This window comes from Nitratireductor sp. J20-h4 (assembly GCF_056780505.1).
The window spans coordinates 333,154-356,729 of record NZ_CM165557.1; the positions used below are offsets into that span (position 1 = coordinate 333,154).

At 64.0% G+C, this 23,576-nt stretch carries 21 protein-coding genes and 1 pseudogene; 16 read left to right on the forward strand and 6 right to left on the reverse strand.

The genetic code is table 11. The features are described 5' to 3' along the window. Positions 1-182 precede the first annotated feature (182 nt). From ACT2B0_RS01665 to ACT2B0_RS01685, 5 genes are all read left to right on the forward strand, one after another. Complete coding sequence (locus ACT2B0_RS01665; RefSeq protein ID WP_473460795.1) at positions 183-1,775, forward strand: ABC transporter substrate-binding protein; 1,593 nt, start codon at positions 183-185, stop codon at positions 1,773-1,775. Positions 1,776-1,860: 85 nt separating this feature from the next. Further along, entirely contained in the window at positions 1,861-2,865 is a 1,005-nt protein-coding gene (locus tag ACT2B0_RS01670) for an ABC transporter permease subunit (protein ID WP_350149126.1), read from the forward strand. A 4-nt stretch (positions 2,866-2,869) separates the two neighbouring features. Further along, on the forward strand, positions 2,870-3,778 hold the full coding sequence (locus ACT2B0_RS01675; RefSeq protein WP_473460797.1) for an ABC transporter permease subunit: 909 nt from the start codon (positions 2,870-2,872) through the stop codon (positions 3,776-3,778). 2 nt (positions 3,779-3,780) lie between these two features. Next, complete coding sequence (locus ACT2B0_RS01680; protein ID WP_473466196.1) at positions 3,781-4,632, forward strand: ABC transporter ATP-binding protein; 852 nt, start codon at positions 3,781-3,783, stop codon at positions 4,630-4,632. Continuing rightward, complete coding sequence (locus ACT2B0_RS01685) at positions 4,629-5,456, forward strand: ABC transporter ATP-binding protein (protein WP_473460798.1); 828 nt, start codon at positions 4,629-4,631, stop codon at positions 5,454-5,456. The genes ACT2B0_RS01680 and ACT2B0_RS01685 overlap by 4 nt, the downstream gene beginning before the upstream one ends. Here ACT2B0_RS01685 and bhcR read toward each other — a convergent pair whose 3' ends face one another. Continuing rightward, positions 5,457-6,296 (reverse strand): HTH-type transcriptional regulator BhcR, encoded by an 840-nt coding sequence (bhcR, locus tag ACT2B0_RS01690; RefSeq protein ID WP_473460800.1) that lies wholly within the window; start codon positions 6,294-6,296, stop codon positions 5,457-5,459. Between the two features lie 224 nt (positions 6,297-6,520). Here bhcR and bhcA point away from each other — a divergent pair, with 224 nt between their 5' ends. From bhcA to bhcD, 4 genes are all read left to right on the forward strand, one after another. Further along, on the forward strand, positions 6,521-7,720 hold the full coding sequence (gene bhcA / locus ACT2B0_RS01695; protein WP_350149130.1) for an L-aspartate--glyoxylate aminotransferase BhcA: 1,200 nt from the start codon (positions 6,521-6,523) through the stop codon (positions 7,718-7,720). 20 nt (positions 7,721-7,740) lie between these two features. Then, positions 7,741-8,697 (forward strand): beta-hydroxyaspartate dehydratase BhcB, encoded by a 957-nt coding sequence (bhcB, locus tag ACT2B0_RS01700; protein ID WP_350149131.1) that lies wholly within the window; start codon positions 7,741-7,743, stop codon positions 8,695-8,697. A gap of 30 nt (positions 8,698-8,727) precedes the next feature. Then, positions 8,728-9,849 carry a DSD1 family PLP-dependent enzyme gene (locus ACT2B0_RS01705; protein WP_350149132.1) on the forward strand — a complete coding sequence of 374 codons (1,122 nt, stop codon included), beginning with the start codon at positions 8,728-8,730 and terminating at the stop codon, positions 9,847-9,849. Positions 9,850-9,943: 94 nt separating this feature from the next. Then, positions 9,944-10,909, forward strand: coding sequence for an iminosuccinate reductase BhcD (gene bhcD, locus ACT2B0_RS01710; protein WP_350149145.1), 966 nt, complete (start codon positions 9,944-9,946; stop codon positions 10,907-10,909). A gap of 81 nt (positions 10,910-10,990) precedes the next feature. Here the strand turns inward: bhcD and ACT2B0_RS01715 are convergent, their stop codons facing one another. After that, positions 10,991-12,001: a dipeptidase gene (locus ACT2B0_RS01715; RefSeq protein WP_473460802.1), complete on the reverse strand. Its 1,011-nt coding sequence runs from the start codon at positions 11,999-12,001 to the stop codon at positions 10,991-10,993. 41 nt (positions 12,002-12,042) lie between these two features. Further along, positions 12,043-12,654, reverse strand: a complete 612-nt coding sequence (locus ACT2B0_RS01720; RefSeq protein WP_348398501.1) for a cupin domain-containing protein — start codon at positions 12,652-12,654, stop codon at positions 12,043-12,045. A gap of 176 nt (positions 12,655-12,830) precedes the next feature. Here ACT2B0_RS01720 and ACT2B0_RS01725 point away from each other — a divergent pair, with 176 nt between their 5' ends. From ACT2B0_RS01725 to ACT2B0_RS01750, 6 genes are all read left to right on the forward strand, one after another. Beyond that, positions 12,831-14,342, forward strand: coding sequence for an ABC transporter substrate-binding protein (locus ACT2B0_RS01725; RefSeq protein WP_348398500.1), 1,512 nt, complete (start codon positions 12,831-12,833; stop codon positions 14,340-14,342). Positions 14,343-14,433: 91 nt separating this feature from the next. Then, positions 14,434-15,351 (forward strand): ABC transporter permease, encoded by a 918-nt coding sequence (locus ACT2B0_RS01730; RefSeq protein ID WP_127595598.1) that lies wholly within the window; start codon positions 14,434-14,436, stop codon positions 15,349-15,351. Between the two features lie 6 nt (positions 15,352-15,357). After that, positions 15,358-16,272: an ABC transporter permease gene (locus tag ACT2B0_RS01735; protein ID WP_348393564.1), complete on the forward strand. Its 915-nt coding sequence runs from the start codon at positions 15,358-15,360 to the stop codon at positions 16,270-16,272. A 27-nt stretch (positions 16,273-16,299) separates the two neighbouring features. Beyond that, the gene (locus ACT2B0_RS01740; RefSeq protein ID WP_350149135.1) at positions 16,300-17,313 is read left to right on the forward strand and encodes a dipeptidase; all 1,014 of its coding nucleotides are present in this window, start codon (positions 16,300-16,302) and stop codon (positions 17,311-17,313) included. Continuing rightward, positions 17,310-18,356: an ABC transporter ATP-binding protein gene (locus tag ACT2B0_RS01745; RefSeq protein ID WP_348393562.1), complete on the forward strand. Its 1,047-nt coding sequence runs from the start codon at positions 17,310-17,312 to the stop codon at positions 18,354-18,356. Before ACT2B0_RS01740 ends, ACT2B0_RS01745 begins: the two co-directional genes overlap by 4 nt. Further along, positions 18,353-19,366, forward strand: coding sequence for an ABC transporter ATP-binding protein (locus ACT2B0_RS01750; protein ID WP_473460805.1), 1,014 nt, complete (start codon positions 18,353-18,355; stop codon positions 19,364-19,366). The genes ACT2B0_RS01745 and ACT2B0_RS01750 overlap by 4 nt, the downstream gene beginning before the upstream one ends. Before the next feature lie 276 nt (positions 19,367-19,642). Here ACT2B0_RS01750 and ACT2B0_RS01755 read toward each other — a convergent pair whose 3' ends face one another. After that, positions 19,643-20,137 carry a DUF2165 family protein gene (locus ACT2B0_RS01755; RefSeq protein WP_473460807.1) on the reverse strand — a complete coding sequence of 165 codons (495 nt, stop codon included), beginning with the start codon at positions 20,135-20,137 and terminating at the stop codon, positions 19,643-19,645. Between the two features lie 143 nt (positions 20,138-20,280). On the opposite strand from ACT2B0_RS01755, the gene ACT2B0_RS01760 reads away from it, so the two are divergent. Further along, entirely contained in the window at positions 20,281-20,523 is a 243-nt protein-coding gene (locus ACT2B0_RS01760; RefSeq protein WP_473460809.1) for a hypothetical protein, read from the forward strand. 1,302 nt (positions 20,524-21,825) lie between these two features. Here the strand turns inward: ACT2B0_RS01760 and ACT2B0_RS01765 are convergent. Together ACT2B0_RS01765 and ACT2B0_RS01770 are read right to left on the reverse strand one after the other, a co-directional pair. Continuing rightward, positions 21,826-22,333 (reverse strand): annotated as a pseudogene (locus ACT2B0_RS01765) (transposase); the annotation flags it as partial. Positions 22,334-22,711: 378 nt separating this feature from the next. Next, positions 22,712-23,422 (reverse strand): GntR family transcriptional regulator, encoded by a 711-nt coding sequence (locus ACT2B0_RS01770; RefSeq protein WP_473460811.1) that lies wholly within the window; start codon positions 23,420-23,422, stop codon positions 22,712-22,714. Positions 23,423-23,576 lie beyond the last annotated feature (154 nt).

Below are 23,576 nucleotides of genomic sequence, written 5' to 3' on the forward strand. Positions count from 1 at the left end.
AAAGCGTGGACGTTACGAACGCAGGCCGCGAAGCAAAAATTTTCTCACGTCTTGCGTGATTGGGGACGAAAGTTCCCCAAGGGCATCGTGAGCGGGTGTTTCCATGCTGAAAAATCGGTGCTTATATGCCCGCTTCACGACCGGGCAAAACGGTCCCGGACAAGGAATGGGAGTACATTCACATGAAACGGTACAGCTTCGCGGCCGCGCTTCTGGCTGCGACGATGCTTGGTGGCGTGGCCAACGCCAAGACGCTGGTCTATTGCTCCGAAGGATCGCCCGAAGGGTTCGATCCGGCGCCGTATACCGCAGGCACGACGTTCGATGCCTCCGCCAAGCCGATCTACAGCCAGCTTGTCGAGTTCGAGCGTGGCACGACCAATGTCATTCCCGGGCTTGCCGAAAGCTGGGACGTGTCCGATGACGGCCTGGAATACACCTTCAAGCTGCGTCCCGGCGTGAAGTTCCACACCACGGACTTCTTCACTCCCACGCGTGACTTCACCGCCGACGATGTTCTGTTCACCTTCGAGCGCCAGTTGAAGAAGGATCACCCCTGGAACGAATACACCGCCGGTATTTCCTGGGAGTATTTCAACGCCATGTCGATGCCCGATCTCATCAAGGAGATCGTCAAGGTCGACGACATGACCGTGAAATTCGTGCTGACGCGTCCCGAGGCGCCGATGGTGGCAAACCTCGCCATGGATTTCGCCTCGGTGATGTCGAAGGAATATGCCGACAAGCTTGAGGCCGACGGCAAGATGGACATGCTGAACCAGCAGCCGGTCGGCACCGGCCCGTTCCAGTTCGTCGCCTACCAGAAGGACGCGGTGATCCGCTACAAGGCCCATCCCGATTACTGGGACGGCAAGCAGCCGATCGACGATCTGGTGTTCGCCATCACCACCGACGCCTCGGTGCGCCAGCAAAAGCTGATGGCCGGCGAATGCCATGTCGCGCCCTATCCGAACCCGGCCGACCTGGACGCGCTGAAGGCGGCGCCCGATCTGCAGGTGATGGAGCAGGAAGGCCTGAATGTCGGCTATCTGGCCTATAACACCCAGATGGCGCCGTTCGACAATCCGAAGGTGCGCAAGGCGCTCAACATGGCCATCAACAAGCAGGCCATTCTCGACGCCGTCTTCCAGGGGGCCGGCCAGGCCGCCAAGAACCCGATCCCGCCGACGATGTGGTCGTATAACAACGCGGTCGAGGACGATCCCTACGATCCCGAAGCCGCCAAGAAGATGCTTGAGGAAGCCGGCGTCGCCGACCTGTCGATGAAGGTGTGGGCAATGCCGGTGCAGCGCCCCTACAACCCCAACGCCCGGCGCATGGCCGAACTGATCCAGGAGGATTTCTCCAAGGTCGGCGTCAAGGTGGAAATCGTCTCCTACGAGTGGGGCGAGTATCTGGAGCGTTCCAAGGCCACCGATCGCGACGGCGCGGTGCTGCTCGGCTGGACGGGCGACAATGGCGACCCGGACAACTTCCTCGCCGTGCTGCTCGGCTGTGACGGCGTCGGCGGCGCGAACCGCGCGCAGTGGTGCCACAAGCCGTTCGACGACATGATCCAGAAGGCCAAGGTCGTCAGCGACCAGGCCGAGCGCACCAAGCTCTACGAAGATGCGCAGGTGGTGTTCAAGGAGCAGGCCCCGTGGGCGACGATTGCCCATTCGGTCGTGTTCATGCCGATGTCGACCAAGGTCACCGGCTACAAGATGGACCCGCTCGGCTCGCACCGCTTCGACGGCGTCGATCTGGCCGAATAAGCGCTTCTGGCGCCCGTGAGGCGCCGCAATCGTCTCCCTCCCGCGTCGCACAGGCGCGGGAGGGAGTTTGCAAAGTCTGAGAGAAATGCTGCGTTTTCTCCTGTACCGGATCGGTTTGCTTGTTCCGACCTTTATCGGCGTGACGATCGCTGCCTTCGGTTTCATCCGCATCCTACCCGGCGATCCGGTCTTGTTGATGGCCGGCGAGCGGGGCGTCAGCCCGGAACGCTATGAAGAGCTGATGCGCCAGTTCGGTTACGACCGGCCTTTGTGGGAACAATATTTCGATTTCCTCGGCGGTATCGCCACCGGCGATCTCGGCAACTCCCTGGTGACCAAGAACCCGGTCTTCGACGAGTTCTTCACGCTTTTTCCCGCAACCCTGGAACTGTCGATCTGCGCCATCATCTTCGCCATGCTGCTCGGCATTCCGGCCGGCGTGCTGGCGGCCACGCGGCGCGGGTCGTGGCTCGACCAGACGGTGATGGGCACCGCGCTGGTCGGCTATTCGATGCCGATCTTCTGGTGGGGCCTTCTGCTGATCATCCTGTTTTCCGGCATCCTGCAGTGGACACCGGTGTCCGGCCGCGTCTCGCTGCTTTATTTCTTCCCGCCCGTCACCGGCTTCATGCTGATCGATAGCCTGCTTTCGGGCCAGAAAGGCGCGTTCACCTCCGCCGTGTCGCACCTGATCCTGCCCACCATCGTCCTCGGCACGATTCCGCTCGCCGTCATCGCCCGCCAGACCCGTTCGGCCATGCTCGAGGTTCTGGGCGAGGATTATGTGCGCACCGCGCGCGCCAAGGGGCTGGCGCCGGCGCGCGTCATCGGCCTGCACGCGCTGCGCAACGCGCTGATCCCGGTCATCACCACGATCGGCCTTCAGGTCGGCGTGCTGCTGGGCGGCGCGATCCTCACCGAGACCATCTTTTCGTGGCCGGGCATCGGCAAATGGATGGTGGATTCGATTTTCAGGCGTGACTATCCGGCCGTCCAGGGCGGGCTGTTGATGATCGCCGTGGTCGTCATGCTGGTGAACCTCATCGTCGATCTGCTCTACGGGCTGATCAACCCCAAGATCAGGTATTAGCATCATGGCCGACACCTCCTCGACCGCCGCCGCCAAGCCGATCGATCCGCGCCTGGCCGTCCTGCGCGAGTTCTGGTTCTATTTCAGCGAAAACCGCGGCGCGGTGATCGGGATGTGGGTCTTCCTGTTCGTCGTCGCGATCGCCGTCTTCGCAGACGTGATCGCGCCCTACGGCGCGATCGACCAGTATCGCGACGCACTCTTGAAGCCGCCCTTCTGGCAGGAGGGAGCCGATCCGCGCTTTCTGCTCGGCACCGACGCGGTCGGCCGCGATATGCTGTCGCGGCTGATCTATGGCAGTCGCTTTTCGCTGTTCGTCGGCTGCATCGTGGTGTCCGGCGCGCTCATCGTCGGTGTGATCGTCGGGCTGGTGGCCGGCTATGCCGGCGGGCGTGTCGACGCGCTGATCATGCGGGTGATGGACATCATCCTGGCCTTTCCCAGCCTGCTGCTGGCGCTCGCCCTGGTGGCCGTGCTCGGCCCGAGCCTGGTCAACGCGATGATCGCGATCGCCATCGTTCAGCAGCCGCATTATGTGCGCCTGACCCGCGCCGCGGTGCTGACGGAAAAGACCAAGGACTATGTCGTGGCCGCCCGGGTCGCCGGCGCGCGGCCGCTCAGGTTGATGTTCGTCACCATCCTGCCCAACTGCCTGTCGCCGCTGATCGTCCAGGCCGCATTGTCGTTTTCCACCGCGATCCTGGATGCCGCCGCGCTGGGCTTTCTCGGCATGGGCGCCCAGCCGCCGACGCCCGAATGGGGCACGATGCTGGCCGAGGCGCGCGAGTTCATCCTGCGCGCCTGGTGGGTCGTGACCTTTCCGGGACTGGCGATCCTGGTCACCGTGCTGGCGATCAACCTGATGGGCGACGGCCTGCGCGACGCGCTCGACCCGAAGCTGAAGAGGTCGTGAGCATGCATCTTCTGGAGATCGAGAACCTGGTCGTCGAGTTCGAGACCGCCGCCGGTCCCTTCCGGGCCGTCGACGGGGTGTCGCTGCATGTCGACGAAGGCGAGGTGCTGGCGATCGTCGGCGAATCCGGATCGGGCAAGTCCGTTTCGATGCTGGCGGTGATGGGTCTTCTGCCGTGGACGGCGAAGGTCACCGCCGATCAGATGCGTTTCGCCGGGCGCGATCTCCTGTCCCTGACCGCCAGCCAGCGGCGCAAGATCATCGGCAAGGATATCGCCATGATCTTCCAGGAGCCGGTTGCCAGCCTCAACCCGTGCTTTACGGTCGGTTTCCAGATCGAGGAAGTGCTGCGCGTCCATATGGGCCTAGACGGCAAGGCACGCCGCGCCCGCGCGATCGAGCTGCTGAACGATGTCGGCATTCCCGATCCCGAACAGCGTCTCGGCGTGTTTCCCCATCAAATGTCCGGCGGCCAGTGCCAACGCGTGATGATCGCGATCGCGATTGCCTGCAATCCCAAGCTGTTGATCGCCGACGAGCCGACCACGGCGCTCGACGTGACCATCCAGAAACAGATCCTCGATCTCTTGATGAACCTGCAGATCGAAACCGGCATGGGCATGATCATGATCACCCACAACATGGGCGTGGTCGCCGAAACCGCCGACCGCGTCGTGGTGCAGTACAAGGGGCGCAAGATGGAGGAGGCCGACGTGCTGTCGCTGTTCGAGGCGCCCAAGCACAATTACACCAAGGCGCTGCTGGCCGCGCTGCCGGACAGGGCGACCGGCGACAGGCTGCCGACGATTTCCAGCATCTTCAACGAAGACGTGGACGGCGGAGCGCCGGCATGAGCGAGGTCGTCCTGGAAGGCCGCAACCTGGTGCGCGACTACCATGTCGGCGGCGGGCTTTTCTCGTCCGGCCGTGTCGTTCACGCGGTCAAGAACGTGTCGTTCAAGGTCGAGAAGGGCAAGACGCTGGCCATCGTCGGCGAGTCGGGCTGTGGCAAGTCCACGCTGGCGCGCATCATCACCATGATCGACGCGCCCACCGCCGGCGATTTGCTGATCGACGGCGAAAAGGTCGACCTCGTCAAGGACGGACTGACGCCGGAAATGCGCCGCAAGGTGCAGATCGTGTTTCAGAACCCCTATGGCTCGCTCAATCCGCGCCAGAAGATCGGCGACGTGCTCGGCGAGCCGCTGCTCGTCAACACCGCCATGCCGACGGCCGAGCGCCGCGACCGCGCCATGCAGATGCTGCTCAAGGTCGGCCTCGGCCCGGAGCACTTCAACCGCTATCCGCACATGTTTTCCGGCGGCCAGCGCCAGCGTATCGCGATTGCGCGCGCCTTGATGCTCAACCCGCGCCTGCTGGTGCTCGACGAGCCGGTGTCGGCCCTCGACCTGTCGGTGCAGGCCCAGGTGCTGAACCTGCTCGCCGACCTGCAGGACGAGTTCGACCTGACCTATGTCTTCATCAGTCACGACCTGTCGGTCGTGCGCTACATCGCCGACGACGTGATGGTGATGTATTTCGGCGAGGCGGTCGAATATGGCAGCCGCGACCGGGTGTTTTCCGACCCCCAGCACGACTATACCAAGACGCTTTTCGCCGCCACGCCGCGCGCCGACGTGGCAAGCATCAAGGCGCGGCTCGCGCGCCGCGCGGCGTAGTCAGTCGTCAACCGGCCTCGGCGGGCGTCCGCCGACCGCATCGGTGATGCGCGCGGCGGCATCGCGCACCAGCGCGCCGTACCAGGCGTCCTTGTCGGGCGCCACCCGCACCGACGGTCCCGAGATGGAAATACCGGCCACCGCCTCGCCATAGGCGTTGAAGACCGGCGCCGCGATGCAGCGCATGCCGGCCGTGCGCTCCTCGTCGTCAACGGCCCAGCCGCGCGCGCGAATCGCGGCGATCTCGTGTCCGAGCCGCGCCGGATCGGCGATCGTCTTGTCGGTGAAGGCGGTCAGGCCGTTGTCGCGGATGATGCGCTCGACCCTGTTGGGCGGCAGGAAAGCAAGCAGCGCCTTGCCGATACCGGAGGCGTGGACCGGCCCGCGGGTGCCCGGCCGGAAGAAGGCGCGGATCGGTTCGTGGGTCTCGACCTGGCTGACGAAGATCACTTCCCCGCCGTCGATGATGGCGAGATTGGCGGTTTCGCCTGTCGCGGCCATCAGTTCCTGCATCACCGGCCGGCTCTGCTCGACCATGCTGGTACGGCCCAGAAAGGTGCTGCCGATGCGAAACGCCTCCAGCCCCACGAACCACAGCTGCGTGTCCTGTTCGAACTCCACGATACCGTGTTTTTGCAGCGTGATCAGCACCCGGTAGACCGTCGACGGGGCCTGTCCCATCGCCGAGGCGATTTCCGACAGCGACAACCCGTTGGCGTCGGCCACGCGCTTGAGGATCGCAACCGCCCGGTCCAGCGACTGTACCGAGCCGCCCTGCTGCGTGCGATTGAAGGCGCGCGGCCGGCCGCGCGAGCGTTTGACGCGATCGTCGTTTTCCATCGCTGTCACCCCAGTCCACTGACAGTGCAAAAAAGTTTTCTGCTTATTGGAAAAAATGAAAGCATAGAGAAAACAGCAGGTAAAGCGGAATTTTCGTGAAAACGAAAAAGTTTTTCAGAAAAATTGCGTCCTGCCTCCCCGCAGCCTATCGTGAGGGGAGTTTGAAACAGTCATCGCCGGCGTGCCGACGCCGCGCGACAAGGCCGCGCGATGGAGGATGATCCATGTCGACCCAGAACCCGGTTTTCATACCCGGCCCCACCAACATTCCCGACCGGTTGCGGCGCGCCATCGACGTGCCGACGATCGACCATCGCTCGAGCCTGTTTGCCGAGGCGTTCAGGCCGGCCGTGGAGGGCGTCAAGCGCATCTTGAAGACGCGCACCAGCGAGGTGATCATCTTTCCGGCGACCGGAACCGGCGGCTGGGAAGCTGCAATCACCAACACGCTGTCGCCCGGCGACAAGGTTCTGGCCGCGCGCCACGGCATGTTTTCCCATCGCTGGATAGATTTGTGCACGCGCCACGGGCTCGACGTGGAGGTGATCGAGGCCGATTGGGGCGAGGGGCTGCCGGCGGACCGTTTCGAGGCGGCGCTGACCGCCGACACCGGCCATCGCATCAAGGCGGTTCTGGCCACCCACAACGAGACCGCGACCGGCGTGCGCTCCGACATCGCAGCCGTGCGCAAGGCGCTCGACGCGGCGCGCCATCCCGCCATGCTTTATGTCGACGGTGTCAGCTCGATCGCGTCGATGGACTTCCGCATGGATGAATGGGGCGTCGACCTGGCCGTCACCGGTTCGCAGAAGGGTTTCATGCTGCCGGCCGGCCTCGCCATTGTCGGGGTCAGCCCCAAGGCGCAGGTCGCGATGGAAACGGCACGCTGCGCGCGCTGTTTCTTCGATTTCCGCGACATGCTGTCGTCCTATCAGCGCGGCGGCTATCCCTACACCCCGCCGCTCAACCTGATCTTCGGCCTGGTCGAATCGGTCAAGATGCTGGAGGAAGAGGGGCTGCCCAAGGTCTTCGCGCGTCATTTCCGCATCGCCGAGGGCGTCCGCAAGGCGGTCGAGGCCTGGGGACTGACCCTGTGCGCGCGCGATCCGCGGCTTTATTCCAACACCGTCAGCGCCATCGTGGTCCCGTCGGGCCTGGACGGCACCAAGGTGGTGACCCACGCGGCCGACAAATACGGCGTCGCCTTCGGTGTCGGCCTCGGCGAGGTCGCGGGCAAGGTGTTCCGCATCGGCCATCTCGGCTCGATGACCGACGTCATGGCTCTGTCGGGCATCGCGACCGCGGAAATGGCGATGGCCGATCTCGACTTTCCCGTCCAGCTCGGCTCGGGCGTGCGCGCCGCCCAGGACTATTTCCGCGCCACCAACGGCGTCGCGCACCGCGTCACCAGCAAGGCGGCCTGACGATGGATACGGCAACGAGCATGTATATTCCCAGCTATGAAGACGTGTGCGTCGCGCATGAGCGCATCGCGCCGCACATCCACCGCACCCCGGTGATGACCAGTTCCTTTCTCAACGGGCAGTCGGGCGCCGAACTGTTCTTCAAATGCGAGAATTTCCAGAAAGCCGGCGCCTTCAAGGTACGCGGCGCCTGCAACGCGGTCTTCGGCCTGTCGGACGCCGAGGCACGGCATGGTGTTGCCACCCACTCCTCCGGCAATCACGCCCTGTCGCTCACCTATGCGGCCGGCCGGCGCGGCATCAGCGCGACCGTGGTGATGCCAGAGACCGCGCCGAAGGCGAAGATGGACGCCGTGCGCGGTTATGGCGGCGAGGTGATCACCTGCGCGCCGAGCACCGAAGCGCGCGAGCGTACGCTGGAAGCGCTGGTCGAGCGTACCGGCGCGGAATTCGTCCACCCCTATAACGACCATCGCGTCATTGCCGGGCAGGGCACCTGCGCGCGCGAACTGCTCGACGAGACGGGCGAACTCGATGCCGTGGTCGCGCCGATCGGCGGTGGCGGCATGATCTCCGGCACCTGTCTGACGCTCGCCAGCCTCGCGCCGACGACCAAGATCTTCGCCGCCGAACCCAAAAACGCCGACGACGCGTTCCGCTCCTTCAAGGCCGGCCGCATCATCGAGGACGACGCTCCGCAGACCGTCGCCGACGGGCTCAAGGTCTCGCTGCGCGAGCGCACCTTCCACTTCGTGTCGACCTATGTCTCCGACATTCTGCTGGTCAGCGAGGAGGAGATCGTCGCCGCCATGCGCCTGGTCTGGCAGCGCATGAAGATCGTTATCGAGCCGTCGAGCGCCGTTGCGGTCGCGGCCGTGCTGAAGAACCCCGGCCTGTTCGCCGGCCGGCGCGTCGGCGTGATCCTGACCGGCGGCAATGTCGATCTCGACAAGCTGCCCTGGATCGCGCGCGCCTGACCCCCGTCTTTTGTTTTCGAGGAGACTTTGATGACCATCAATATTCCCGCATCGGTCGGCATGCCGGTCGAGGAGGTCGACACGCCCTGCCTGCTCGTTGATCTCGACGCCTTCGACCGCAATATCGACACCATGGCCGGCTTCATGAAGAAGCACGGCCTGCGCCATCGCGCCCACGCCAAGACGCATAAATCCTCCGACATCGCCACCATCCAGGTCGAGCGCGGCGGGGCCGTCGGCGTGTGCTGCCAGAAGGTGAGCGAGGCCGAGGCGCTGGTTTCGGCCGGCGTGCGCGACGTGCTGGTTTCCAATCAGGTCGTCACAGAGAAGAAGATCGAGCGGCTGGCCGCCCTGGCGACCAGGGCGCGGGTGCTGGTCTGCGTCGACGATCTCAACAATGTCGACGATCTTTCGGCGGCGGCGCAGAAATACGGCGTCACCATCGAATGCCTGGTCGAGATGGATGTCGGCGCCGGCCGCTGCGGCGTGCGCCCGGGCGCCGATGCCGTGGCGCTCGCCAAGAAGATCGACGCCGCGCCGGGGCTCCAGTTCGCCGGCCTGCAGGCCTATCAGGGCAAAGCCCAGCACGTGCACGATTTCGAGGAGCGCAAGGGGCTAATCGACAAGGCGGTCGGCATGGTGCGCGACACGGTCGACCTGCTCAAGGCCGAGGGGCTTGCCTGCGATATCATCGCGGGCGCGGGCACCGGCAGCTATTATTTCGAGGGCGACAGCGGCGTCTATAACGAGCTGCAATGCGGCTCCTACATCTTCATGGACGCCGACTATCAGCGCGTGAAGGACGACAAGGGCGGCTTCATCGGCGAGTTCGACAACGCGCTGTTCATCTACACGACCGTGATGTCGAAGACCAAGACCGACCGCGCGATCTGCGACGCCGGCCTGAAGGCGCAAAGCGTCGACAGCGGCCTGCCGGTGATCTTCGGTCGCGACGACGTGACCTATATCGGCGCCTCGGACGAGCACGGCGTGATCTCCGATCCAGACAACAAGCTTCGCCTCGGCGACAAGCTGAAGCTGGTTCCCGGACATTGCGACCCCACCGTCAATGTCCACGACTGGTATGTCGGCATTCGCAATGGACGGGTGGAAGCGCTGTGGCCGGTCACGGCGCGCGGCATGTGCCTGTAGCCCTGCGATGAGCATCGCCAATGCCTTTGCCCGGCGCGCGCCCGAGGACGCGCGCCGGGCTGATTTTCCCTTGGACAGGAGAGTGAGCCCGCCCATGATCGTCATTCCCGAGCATCTGGTCGAAAAGCTGTTCACGGCCGAGGCCGCGTTCGCGGCGGTGGAAGCCGTCTTCGCCGCCATGAGCCGGCGCGAGGCGGTCAATTTTCCCGTCGTGCGCGACATGATCGGCCATGCCGATGCCGTCTACGGCATCAAGTCGGGCTTCGACCGCGCCGGTCTGGCGCTCGGCCTCAAGGCCGGCGGCTACTGGCCCAACAATGGCGACAGGGGTCTGACCAACCATCAGTCGGCGGTGCTGTTGTTCGACGCCGACACCGGCCGGCCGGCCGCGATCGTGTCGGGCAATCACCTGACGGCGATGCGCACGGCCGCCGCCAGCGCGGTCTCGATCCGCCATCTGGCGCGCGCCGACGCGCGCGTGCTCGGCATGGTCGGCGCCGGCCACCAGGCCGGTTTCCAGATGCGCGCCGCGCTCGCCCAGCGCGACTTCGACAGGGTCGTGGCCTGGAACCTGCATCCAGAAATGCTCGACCGGCTCGCCGGGGTGGCCGCGGAAGAAGGCGTGCCGTTCGAGGCCGTCGAACTCGACCGTCTGGGCGCGGAGGCCGACGTCATCATCACCGTCACCTCGAGTTTCGCGCCGATCCTCAAGCGCTGTCACGTGCGGCCGGGAACGCATATCGCGGCGATGGGCACCGACACCAAGGGCAAGCAGGAGCTCGATCCGGCGCTGGTCGCCGCCGCGCGCGTATTCACCGACGAGGTCGCGCAATCGGCCTCGATCGGCGAATGCCAGCACGCGGTCGCCGCCGGTCTGATCTCGCGCGAGGATATCGGCGAGATCGGCGCGGTCGTCGCCGGAGCGGTTGCCGGCCGCCGGTCGGCCGACGACATCACGCTGTTCGACGGCACCGGCGTCGCGCTGCAGGACCTAGCCGGCGCGGCCAGGGTGGTCGAGCTCGCCCGCGACACCGGCCCGCTGGTGACGGTCGATCTCTAGCGCGTCACGAGATATCGATGAGGTAGTAGCCGGGGCCGGCGCGGTGAGCGCCGGCCCCGGTCGTCTTGCGCCGGGCGCCGCTCAGTTCCACACATCCTTCATGACGCGCAGCCAGTTGCCGGAGCGCACCTTGTCGATGTCGGTCTCGGAATAGCCACGCTTTTTCATGCCGTCCCAGATCCGGGGCGTGTGCGCCAGGGACTGGAAATCGACGTTGAGCCGGTTTTCGTAGGTGTACCAGTCGCCGAGCACGCCGGTAATGTTGGGGCTGTAGCCGTACGGCCCGTAGGATTTGTCCCATTTTTCCGGGCTCGGCACCTGGCCCTCGGTCACGTCGCTGGCAAAGGCGACGTGCTCGATGCCGCCGACCTTCACGTGATGATCGATGTGGTTGAGATAGTCGTCGAGCGTCGGCCGCTGGTCGTGCCGCACGGCCGGGGACCACATCACCGCGCCGATCAGCCCGCCGGTCTCGGCAATGGCGCGGATATGCTCGTCCTTCTTGTTGCGCAGGCTGGGGCAGACGGCAAACGCGTTGGCGTGGCTGACCACCATCGGACCCTTGGCGGCGGCGAGATAGGCGCTGGTCGTGCGGTGGCCGCAATGGGACAGGTCGATGATCAGCCCAAGGCGCGTCATCTCCTCGATCCACTCGACGCCCTTCGCCTTCATGCCCTTGTCGGCGTCCTTTTCGAACGGCGCGCCGTAGCCGAGCGCGTTCTCCTCGTTGTAGGTCGGCTGCAGGATCCGCACGCCGAGACGCTTCATGGTGGCCAGAAGCTGGAGATCGTCTTCCACCATCATGGAGTTCTGCGTGCCCAAGATGTAACCGAGCTTGCCGTCACGATGCGCCTTCTCGATGTCGGCAACGCTCGTCACGACCGTGGCGATATCGCTCATCGCGTCGATCCTTGCGCAATTCGCCTCGAGTTCGACCAGCGAATCCGCCAGCCCGACAAAGGGTGACATCGCCGTGAGGTTGATGGCCGAAACGCCGCCCTCCAGCGTGCGCAGGGCCTGTTCGCGGGATACGGCGGCGCAGTTCAGCCCGTCGATCGTGATTGGGCGCGGCGCGCCGGCGGTTGCATTCATCTCGTTGCCTCGTCTTGCTGGTTTGAGGGTAGAATGAGCGGTTATTTTTCGCGGTAATTGACCCACAGCGCCTTGGCCGGTCGATCGCCCGCGTTGCGGAACTGATGGGGCCGGTTGCTGTTGAAACGGAAACTGTCGCCTTCGCCGAGTATGTGTTTCTTGCCATCGACGATCAGTTCGATGCCGCCTTCCATCACGAAGCCGGCCTCCTCGCCGCTATGCGCGTAGGCCTCCTCGCCGGAACCGCCGCCCGGCTGCAGCGTGATGATGAACACGTCCAGTCTCGGAATGCGGCTGAACGGCGTCAGCAGTTCCTTGCACGCGCCGGAGTCGGCAAGGTCGATCCGCTTGCGTTCAGAGGGGCTGGCGGTGATGCGCTGCCCGTCGTCGCTGGGCGGTTCGGCCGGAAAGACATCGCCGATACTGACTTCCAGGGCCTCCGCGATGCGGGCGAGCGCCCGCACCGAGGCGGAGGAAAGCCCGCGCTCGATCTGGCTGAGGAAGCCGATCGACAGGCCGGCCCGCTGCGCGAGTTCTTTGAGCGAGCGTCCGCGAACCCTGCGCAACTGCCTGACGCGATTGCCGACGGCAATGTCCGTCCGTCGCTGGGCGTCGTCGAGGGAAGCTTTTTCCGCGCGTGAAGCCTTCGGCACGAAACTACCTCATCGTGAATTACATTCTGATAGTGATCATATTCGTGAAATTTTTGTTTGTAAATTCACTCAGTCGCGAATAGCATCGAAAATGTTCAGTCGTCGAGGGGCGTCGCCGCGAGGTGGGCAGCCGACATCGCAGACGCGACTGTGAACCGAAACAATGGGAGCCGCCAATGAAAAAGATCATCCGTAAATTGCTGCTTACGAGCATGCTGAGCGTCGCGACGCTCGCCGGCGCCTCGGCCGCGACGCTCACGGTGGCGCAGAACTTCGACCCGCAGACCCTGTGGCCGAACGGTACGACGGCGTCCGACAACCTCAACGCGGGATCGGCCATCGTCGAGGCGTTGTTTTGGGTGGATCCCCACGGCGAGGAGTTCAAGCCGCTGCTGGCGACGTCCTACGAACTTGAGGATCCCAAGACGATCCTGGTGAAATTGCGCGATGGCGTGCAGTTCTCGAACGGCGAGGCGATGAACGCCGACGCCGTGATCCACAGCTTCAACATCTTCGTCGACAAGGAAAAGAGCCCCGCTTACGCGCGCGTTTCCGATCCGTTCGACAGCATTGAGAAGGTCGACGATCTGACGGTGCGCATGACGCTGAAATATCCTTTCCCCCCGATCGAGCTCGCCCTGAGCCAGCTTTACATCACGCCGCCCGGCTATTGGAACGAGGTCGGCCTGGAGGCCTACGGACAAAAGCCGATCGGCACCGGTCCGTTCGTGTTCGACAGCTGGGCGCGCGACGACCGGCTCGTGATGAAGGCCAACGACAAGTACTGGGGCAAGCTGCCCGAAGGTATCGACGAGGTCGTCTGGAAACCGGTTCCCGACGATATCGCCCGTGCCGCCGGCCTGACGACGGGCGAGTACGACATTGCGTCCAACCTCGCCGTCACCTCCGCGATGGAGGTCAAGGACAATCCTGAGGTCGATCTGGTGCCGGTGCCGAGCTACCGGATCTATCAGATCATCCTGTCCTCGCTCGAGGAGCACGAGAGCCCGCTCATCGACAAGAAGGTCAGGCAGGCGCTCAACTATGCCGTCGACAAGCAGGCCATCATCGACAGCCTGTTCTTCGGCAATGCGGTGGCGCTGAACGGACAGGTTCTTCGCAAGCCGCAGATCGGCTTCAATCCGGACCTGAGCGACTATCCCTACGATCCGGACAAGGCCAGGGCGCTGCTGGCGGAAGCCGGGTACCCGGACGGTTTTGAAATAACCTTCAAATTCCCGTCGGGCCGCTATGCGCAGGACCGCGAGGTTTCCGAAGCGGTGGCGGGCATGCTGAGCGAGGTCGGCGTGAAGGCCGACATGGTCGCGCTCGAGCCCGGCGAATTCCTGCGTCAGTTGCGGGCAAAGGAATTGCAGCCGATGGCCTTCGTGGGCCTCGCGCCGCAGGACGACCCCGATCTGCAGGTCGCGCAGTATCATTCCACCTGGCGCTATTCCTACATCAAGAATGCCGAGCTCGATGCGCTGATCGACGCCGGAAAGCAGGAGATGGATCGCGAGAAGCGCGTCCAGATCTACAAGGACGCCATGGCGCTGATGCATGAGGAGGCGCCGATCATCTTCCTGTATGGCGGCGTGGATTTCTACGGTACCTCCGCCAAGCTCAGCAACTTCATGGCGCGTGGCGACGGTCGTTTCTTCCTGTACGACACCGCTTTGAGCGAATAGCCGCATTGGCGCCGCCCGGAGGCAGATGCTTCCGGGCGGAGGCCGGCGCCTTGCCCGAAAAGACAGCCCCGCCACCTGATCGGATACGTCGATGCTGCAATACGTGGTCCGAAGACTGATCCTCACCCTTCCGGTCCTGCTCGGAATCCTGCTGATTTCGTTCATGCTGACGCATATTAGCGGCGACCCGACGGATCTGATCCTGGCGCCGGACACGCCCGACGAGGCGCGCGAGCTGTTTCGTCAGAAACACGGGCTCGACCAGCCGGTCTGGGTCCAGTTCTATCAGTTCTGCGTTCACGCCCTGCAGGGCGATTTCGGCGACTCGCTCCGTTTCAACCAACCCGCCGTCACGCTGGTGCTGGAGCGGCTGGGCGCGACGACGGAACTCGCCGCGACCGCGATGCTGCTGGCCATTCTGATCGGCATCCCCGCCGGTGTGGTCGCCGCGTACCGCCGCAACACGCCGACCGACGCCACCGTGCGGGCGGTCACCCTGATGGGGCAGGCCGTGCCGTCCTTCTATCTCGGCATCCTCACCATCATCATCTTCGCCGTATGGCTGCGCTGGCTTCCCAGCGGCGGGCGCGGGACGTGGGCTCATCTCATCCTGCCGGCCTCGACGCTGGCGCTCAACCTTGTCGCGCTTATCGCGCGGACCACCCGTTCGTGCATGCTCGACGTTCTGAACCAGGACTATATCCGCACAGCGCGCGCCAAGGGCCTGGGCGAGAACTGGATCGTCTGGGGTCACGCGCTGCGCAACGCCTTCATCCCCGTGCTGACGGTGATCGGCCTTCAGGTCGGTCTGCTCATGGGCGGCGTGGTCGTGACTGAAACCGTCTTCTCGTGGCCGGGGGTCGGCCGGCTCGCCATCCAGGCGATCTATGCGCGGGACTACCCTGTCGTCCAGGCGGTGGTGCTGTTCTTCGCCGTCATCTTCGTCGGGGTCAATCTGATCGTCGACCTTCTTTATGCCGTGCTCGACCCCCGCATTGGATACCGGTAGGCGCTCATGACCTCGACCACCACTCTCTCGCAGGAAAGCCACGACGACCTGCCGCCGCGCCGCAGCCAGAGCCGTATCGTCTTCGCGCGCCTGCTGTCGAAACCGGCCGCCGTGTTCGGCATGGTCATCGTCGTCATGCTCGTGGCCTGCGCGCTCGTGCCCGACCTGATCGCGCCGCATGATCCCTATGCGCAGTCGCTGATACGGCGGCTGAAGCCGCCATCGTTCCTGGATCGCGGCGTCGAAGGGTACTGGCTCGGCACCGACCATCTCGGCCGCGACACGCTCTCGCGCATCATCCACGGGGCCAGGACGACCCTGCTGGTCAGCCTGTTCGCCGTTATTGTTTCCGCGGTCGCCGGTATCTGGGCGGGACTGGCGGCCGGCTTCTTCGGCGGCCGGACGGACGCGGTGATCCTGCGTCTGATCGACATGCAGCTCGCCTTCCCGGTCGTCCTGCTCGTCATCGCCATCGTTGCGGTGGTGGGGCCCTCGCTCACCAACCTGATCATTCTGATGGGGCTGTCGGCATGGCCGCGCTTCGCGCGCATCGTGCGCGGCTCGGTGCTTTCGGTCCGCGGGCTGGAATATATCGAGGCGGCGCGGTCGATCGGCGCCGGCAAGCTGCGCATCATGCTCCGGCACATTTTGCCGAACATCCTGTCGGCGATCATCGTCTATGCGAGTTTCGAGCTCGCCCGCATGATCCTTCTCGAAGCGACCCTCTCATTCCTGGGGCTCGGCGTTCAGCCGCCGACGCCGACCTGGGGCGGGATGATCAATGACGGGAAGAACTATCTCTCGATTTCGTGGGCGGTGTCGCTGTTCCCCGGCATCGCCATCGCGCTGATCATCCTGGCCTTCAACCTGCTGGGTGACGAACTGCGCGACGCCCTCGATCCCCAACTCAGCCACGATTGAACCGCAGCCATGCCGGAGGACCTTGCCATGGACCAGATCGCCGCCCGCAACCATCGCGAACGCACGCCGGTCGTCGACGGCCTCAATTGCGCGATCCTGACGCGCGACCAGTTCCAGCGCACTCTCGACGGCCGGGTCGCGGCGATCAATCTCACCTCGCTGCGGCCGGCCAACGATCTGGCGGCGTCGATGAGCGATCTGGCCAAGGCGCTCGCCGTGGCGGCCGCCAACGCCGATCTCGTTTCCATCGTCACCTCCGTGGCGGAAATCCGCCAGGCTGCCGAGCAGGGCAAACTGGGCATCATTCTGGGCACCCAGAACTCGACGTTTCTCGAACACGACCTGTCGCTGATCCGCGTCATGCAGCGCGCGGGCGTGCGCATCATGCAGCCGACCTACATGGAGCAGAACGCGCTCGGGTCAGGCGTGCTGGCGCCCGAGCCCGCCGGCCTGACCGCCAGGGGACACGAGTGGGTGGCGTTGATGAACGAGGCCCGCATTCTCATCGACCTTTCGCATGTCGGCTATCAGACCGCGATGGACGCGGCAAAAGCGTCGAAGCGCCCGGTCATCTGCAGCCACTCGAACGCCCGGAAACTGTGCGACAGCCTGCGCAACATCCCCGACGACCAGATCCGGGCCGTGGCCGACACCGGCGGAACGGTCGGTGTGACGCTGTGGCCGCCGATGCTGCGGCACGCCACGCGTCCGACGCTGGAGGATTTCTTCGCCCAGGTGGACTACATGGTCAATCTGGTCGGCATAGAGCACGTCGCCTTCGGCAGCGATTGCTCGGAGCAGACCAAGACCGAGGAAGAGTGGCAGTCGAGTTTCGGCCCGCGCGGCATTTATCCGCAGGTCACCGGCGTCCTCGGCGACTGGTTCGTTTTCACGCAACGTTTCACCGAAGGGTATGAAAGCCTGGCTCATACCGGCCGGCTGATCGACGGTCTGGCCGCGCGCGGCTACAGCGAGGCCGATGTCGACAAGATCATGGGCGGCAACCTGCTCAGGGTCTACGAGGACGTTTGGGGACGATGACCACACCCGCGACGAAACCCGACCGCTCCGCCGACGCCGAGATCAAACCGGTGCTGAACGTCGCCGGGCTGAAGGCGCGCCTCTTCCTCAAGAGCGGCGTCCTGCCGGCGGTGGACGACGTCTCCTTCTCGGTGATGCCGGGCGAGACGTTGTGCATCGTGGGCGAATCCGGCTGCGGCAAGAGCATGACGGCGCTGTCGATCATGCGGCTCCTGCCGCGTCCGGTGGGGCGCATCACCGGCGGTTCGATCACCATTGACGGGGTTGGCGATCTGACGGGATTGTCGGAACACGCCATGCGGCGCGTTCGCGGCAACGATGTGTCGATGATTTTCCAGGAGCCTATGACCTCGCTCAACCCGGTGTTCAGGGTCGGCTACCAGATCAGCGAAGCGATCCGCGTCCATCACGACGTCTCCGCCGCGGAAGCGCGCGAGCGCGCCATCGACATGCTCGAGCAGGTGCGCATTCCCCTGCCGGCCGAGCGCTACCGCAACTTCCCCCATCAGCTCTCCGGCGGCATGCGCCAGCGGGTGATGATCGCCATGGCGCTGGCGTGCCGGCCCAAGGTGATGCTCGCCGACGAACCCACGACCGCGCTCGACGTCACCATCCAGGCGCAGATCCTGAAGCTGATGAACGAGCTGAAGCGCGAGATCGGCATGTCGCTGGTGCTGATCACCCACGATCTCGGCGTGGTCGCCAAAATGGCGCAGCGCGTTCTGGTCATGTATGCCGGGGTCGTGGTGGAGGAGGCGGACGCGCAAACCCTGTTCGACCGGCCCCTGCACCCCTATACGCAAGGGCTGATGCGCTCGATTCCGCGTCCCTCCGCCCGCAAGGACCGCCAGCAGGAGATCGACACGATCAAGGGCACCGTGCCGGCGCTGAGCGCGCTGCCGCCGGGATGCCGCTTTTCCGATCGCTGCGCGATGGTGCACGAGCCCTGCCGCAAATGGGAACCGCCTCTGGCGGTGCCGGACGATATGGCGTCGCCGCCCGGCAAAGTACGCTGCTGGTTGCATACGAGGCCGCCGCAATGACGACATCCCTGCTCACCGTGAAAGGCCTGAAGCGGCATTTCCCGACCGCGGGACCGCTGTTTGGACCCAAACCCACGGTCAAGGCGGTCGACGGCGTCGACCTCGTGGTCGGCGAACGCGAAACGCTCGGCCTGGTCGGCGAGAGCGGTTGCGGAAAATCGACGCTGGGACGCCTCATCGCGCGGCTCGACGACCCGACCGCGGGCGAAATCCTGTTTGAGGGAAAGGACATTGCCGGTCTCGACGACCGCTCCCTCCTGCCGGTGCGCCAGTCGATCCAGATGATCTTCCAGAACCCGTTCGCATCGCTCAACCCGCGCATGACCGTGGGTGCGATCCTCGAGGAGCCGCTGATCATCCACCAAAAGGGTGACCGGGCCAAACGGCGCCGACGGGTGGCGGAACTGCTCGATCAGGTCGGCCTGCGGCGCGAACATGTCGATCGCTATCCGCACGAGTTTTCCGGCGGACAGCGGCAGCGGATCGGGATCGCGCGCGCGCTGGCGCTGGAACCGAAGCTGATCGTCTGCGACGAGCCGGTCTCCGCGCTCGACGTGTCGATCCAGGCGCAGATCATCAACCTGTTGCAGCGCTTGCAGCGCGAACTGGGAATCTCCTATCTTTTCATCTCGCACGATCTGAGCGTGGTGGAGCACATCTCCGACCGGGTGGCGGTGATGTATCTGGGCCGTATCGTGGAGGAAGCGGAGGCCACCGAGATCTATCGCAGGCCGTTGCATCCCTACACAGAGGCCCTGCTGTCCGCCCACCCCGAACCCGATCCCAGCGCCGTTTCGCACGAGATCATCCTGGAAGGCGGCGTTCCCAGCCCGGTCAACCCGCCCGCCGGCTGCCATTTCACCACGCGCTGTCCCTACGTTCGGGAAATGTGCAGCCAAGCCACGCCGCAGCTTGTCGAGCACGAGCCGGACCACAGGGCCCGCTGCCTGCGCCTCGACGAACTCGACGGAAACCGGATCACGGAGCGATTCCGCCCGATATCTCAGTGAGACGCGGCGTGACCCGAGCCTGACCGCCATGGCGCCACGCCGGCCCGCGCCGGCGTTGGCTCTTGTCGGCGATCAGCGCCGCGCGCGGCCCGCGGTGCCTGCACCGCACCGCCACGCGCTCCCGCCAGACCGCGGATCCCGGCGGTCGACCACTCCCTTCAAAGAGGAACGACCCTAGAACCGTTCTGCTTTTCACGGAATCGCAGTCCGGCTCTAACCTATTGTTCTAACGCGTTTCCGAACGGCGAGCCGGCTTCCACTTCGCCTGGAAACGCTTTAGGCGACGTCGTGATCGGCCTGATTCACGAAGATCAGAACGCCGAGTATGGCCATATAGAATTTGAACGCGGCGTCCTGCCCATTCCACGTACTGGACTGCCACATCAAGAACCATTCCCCGCCGACGACCATGAAGCCGAAGAACCAGACGCCAAAACCGATCGTGGCCGCGGCGATCACCCATTTCTTCGATGCGTTGAACGCCGCCGCCGATCCGCTGCGCGCGCCGATCATGGCCAGAGCCCCGACCAGAAACAGCACGAAAGTTGCGCCTTCGCCGAAAATGATCAGCCAATAGGCCGCGTTCCACATCCACGGTGTGGTGATCGCACGGTACATTGCCGCATTGCCTTCAAAAGTCGTATCCATGCTCAGCACATGCTGCACGAAGGCGAAATTGGGGCCGTAATCGGTGATATTGTTGAAGGTGACCATGAACGCAAATGCCGCCAGTGCCAGCGTCATCAGGATTTTTGCATAGCGTGTGGTCATGAAATAGTGCTCCGGTTGATCGTTGTTCCGGTCCGTGCCGGCGTCTGGTTGTGATGGCGTCCGCGGCCCGATGCGAGCGTGCGGCGCGTCTTGGGGCGACCGTAACCGGAGTTTCGGTTAAGTCCAGCGACAGGAGCGCTCATATGAGGTTGTCAACCAGATTAACCGCGACCGCCGAGCGGGAGGCGGTTCGCAGGGGCCTGACCACCCGGCTCGACGGACTGGTCCTGGACGCCTGGGTGGCGCAAGGCGATCAGGTCGAACTCGAGACGGCGGATGGCTCTGCGGTCTTCGTCGTTCACGCGCGGCGCATTCGGGTTGCAGCCGACGCCTCGATCGAACTGGTCGTGACGCTCGATTATCCGCTCGGGCCGGGAGGTCGATAGGCAGGATCCCGTTTCGCTGCCGCCCCGGCCCGAGCTTTACGTGCTCCGCCGGACGTTGACCGGGAACGCTCGATCCCGCTGCGGCGTGGCCTGCCATTTGACCTCGTTCGCACATGAAGCCGCCGACCCGGCCGAAGAAGGCAAGTCCAAGCCGTGATCGATGTTGTCTCGTGTGACCAGGGCGGTTGCAGAATAGGCTTGTATCAAAGCGCTCAGGTATCGCTTCTTGGAAAGACCAAAAAAAAACGGAGCACCCATGGAAGAAATTGGGCAGCCAGTAGCAAATCGTTCCGTCGGAACTGGAAACTGGTGCCGAGTGTTGTCTGCGGCTAACGCGTCTCTGACCTGAATTCCCTGATAACAGGGAAAGAACAGGGAAATTCCTGTTTCTTGCGGCATATCTCGTCATTCTTGTCCGGATTTCCCGCGCCAAATCAGTAGCTTGCCGGGCAATTCCCTGTTCCTGGAAACAGGGAATTCTTCGCCCGAGATCAGGGAAAATTTTCCGGTTAACAGGGAACTTCGCGACCATGAACAGGCAATTCGTTGTCGTTAGGTGGGATTGCGATGTCGCTAAGCGGGATCGGATTGTCGTCGGGCGGGAATGCGGCGACGTTGTGCGGGTGTGTCTTCCGCCTTGGCGGGAAGCCGTTGCCGCATGCTGAACTGACATCGCGCCTGCGTGGGAACGCAATGCAGTCTGGTGAGATGCGATTGTCCGTTTAACGACTGCTCCGAGGTCCGGCCCGTATGGTGCCAGGAGCCCCTTCGCGTTTCCGGTCACCTGTATGTGAGGAAGTTCGCCGGTCGTGTTTCGCGTGTGCGTGCGGGTGTGAGAGGGAGAGCAAGCGGATCGGGTCTGCCAAGGTTCTGTCGTGTGTTTCGACGGCCTTCGCCCGATGGTGCCGATCTAGTTCCGCCCTTGCCGGTGGAAGCGATCACGAAAACCGGTGATCTGTGGCATCTCGGACCCCATCGGCTTTTGTGTGGGGATGCCCGAGCGTCTGCGGACGTCGAGCGTCTGGTGGGGCAGGGGGGGCGATCTGGTCTATCCGTCACGCTTCCGCCTTGACGACACCTCCATCATTCTTCGGCAGTCGCGCTAGGAAGCGGTCAATCTGCGACAGCTGCTCAAGGACACCTATCGCGCCCGGAAGGCAGCCGGCGCCTCAGGCAAGCGTGGAGTGCGATTTGCCGACCTGCAGTCAGCGCACGAACTGCCAACGAACGTAATCGACTTCGTGAAGGGCGCCTCGACGTCGATGCGATTGCTCGTGGTGAGCTTGACGAGACGGCCCGTCATCGCTTGCCGCTTGGTGCTCGTCCGCGCAGGCGCGCCATCTTGGTCGATAGGCCGATCTCGTCGATGTAGACGAGCCTGGCGGGGTCGAGGTCGAGCTGGCCGTCGAACCAGGCTTGCCGCCGCTTCAGGACGTCGGGACGTCACTGCTTCAGTGCGTGTGCGGACTTTTTTTGAACGACCAGCCGCGCCCTCGCAGCCAGTCGCTCAACGTGCTGCGGCCGATGCGCGTGGACCGATCGGCCAGGAGCCGCTCGACCATCTCGTCCAGCGTGATGTCTCGGCACTCCTCGATCGTCCCGACGATGAAGTCGGAATGCACGTCGAGGCGCGACCCGCGCCGCCGCCCCTGCGGTCTTGGTGCGGTCTCGCCAGCCGGGCTCTGCCGATCCAGCGGATCGCGCTGGATACACCCACCCCGAACCGAGCCACCGCCTGGCGCGCCGAAACCCCCGCTGCCGCGGCCTTCAAGACACGCGACCGAAAATCCTCACCCAATGCCCTCGCCATCTGCCACCTCCATCGAAATGAACGTTGAATCAGCAGCAAGGACCCGCGTCACAACACAATCGATTTATCGATCCCCGGATGTGCTCTAGAAGGGCGGAAACGGGGCCGTTGGCGGACTGACTGATTCCATCAGACTTTCACGATAAGCCACGGTTCGGCTCCTGACCGTTGCGATAGTTCAGGATCGACCGCCGCAAGCTAAGGCCAGTCGAGAGTACGTAGAAACGCTGAAGCCAAAGGTTCTTCTCTTGGACCAGTAGCCACAGCGCACGAACGATAGCCGGTCCCGGATATGGAACTCGCCCTGATCGTCCCAAGGTCGTAGAGCGCCTGCAGAACCGTGACCTTGGGAATACAGCCGTGCGTGGTCCTCAGCGGTTACGAGCACGGTGGCAAACGAGGTACAACGAGATTGGCAGCCGCACCTAGGTCCTCTGCTATTGCTGATTCCACTGCGTCAGGATCGCGGTTCTTGAGGGCGGTGATGATTTCGTTGTGTCGGTCCATCGTATCTGCGCTGTTGATCTTGTAGGGATGATGATGAAGGGCAGGGCCCATCCGGACCCAGAGGTTCTCGATGAGAGCCAAGAGCGTCGGCCTGTCCGCCTTGCGATAGATAGTGAAGTGGAAGCGGTAGTTCTCTGCGAGCGCTTCCTTGGCGGAATCGAGGCGTAGCATTCGTGCGTTGATCCGCTCGAGCTTGCCGATTGTATCGATGTTCATACTGCTCAGCGCGACGCGCCCGGCCAGTCCTTCTAGGCGCTGGCGGATCTCGATAATCTCACGATATTCCTGTTGCGAGACGTGACGAAGTAAGAAGCCGCTCTGCGGACGTCCCTCTAGCACGCCATCCGCTTCAAGACGTTTCAACGCGTCGCGCACCGGTTGAGCACTGACTTTGAGCACGTGGGCGAGTGAACGGCTGGTTAGCGATGTGCCGGGGGCAACGCGGCCGCTCATCATGGCCTGGCGGATGCTGCGATAGACCTGTCTCTCGACTGTTTCGGCAAGCTCGACGTCGATCGCATCGAGTTCAGGCGCCTGCGACTGCTGCCGACCAGGACCGGGCCGCCTGTTGACTTCCGACATCGCACCTCCACTGACCCTGCTTGGCGCGGCTATGCAGCGATACTATGCGTTGTCGATGCCAAGCAATCGCGCGCGGAGCCCGTCTTCCGGAAGCATGATGCCTATAACCCGCGACAGATCGACAATGACCTTTCTGCGATAGCAATTTGACACC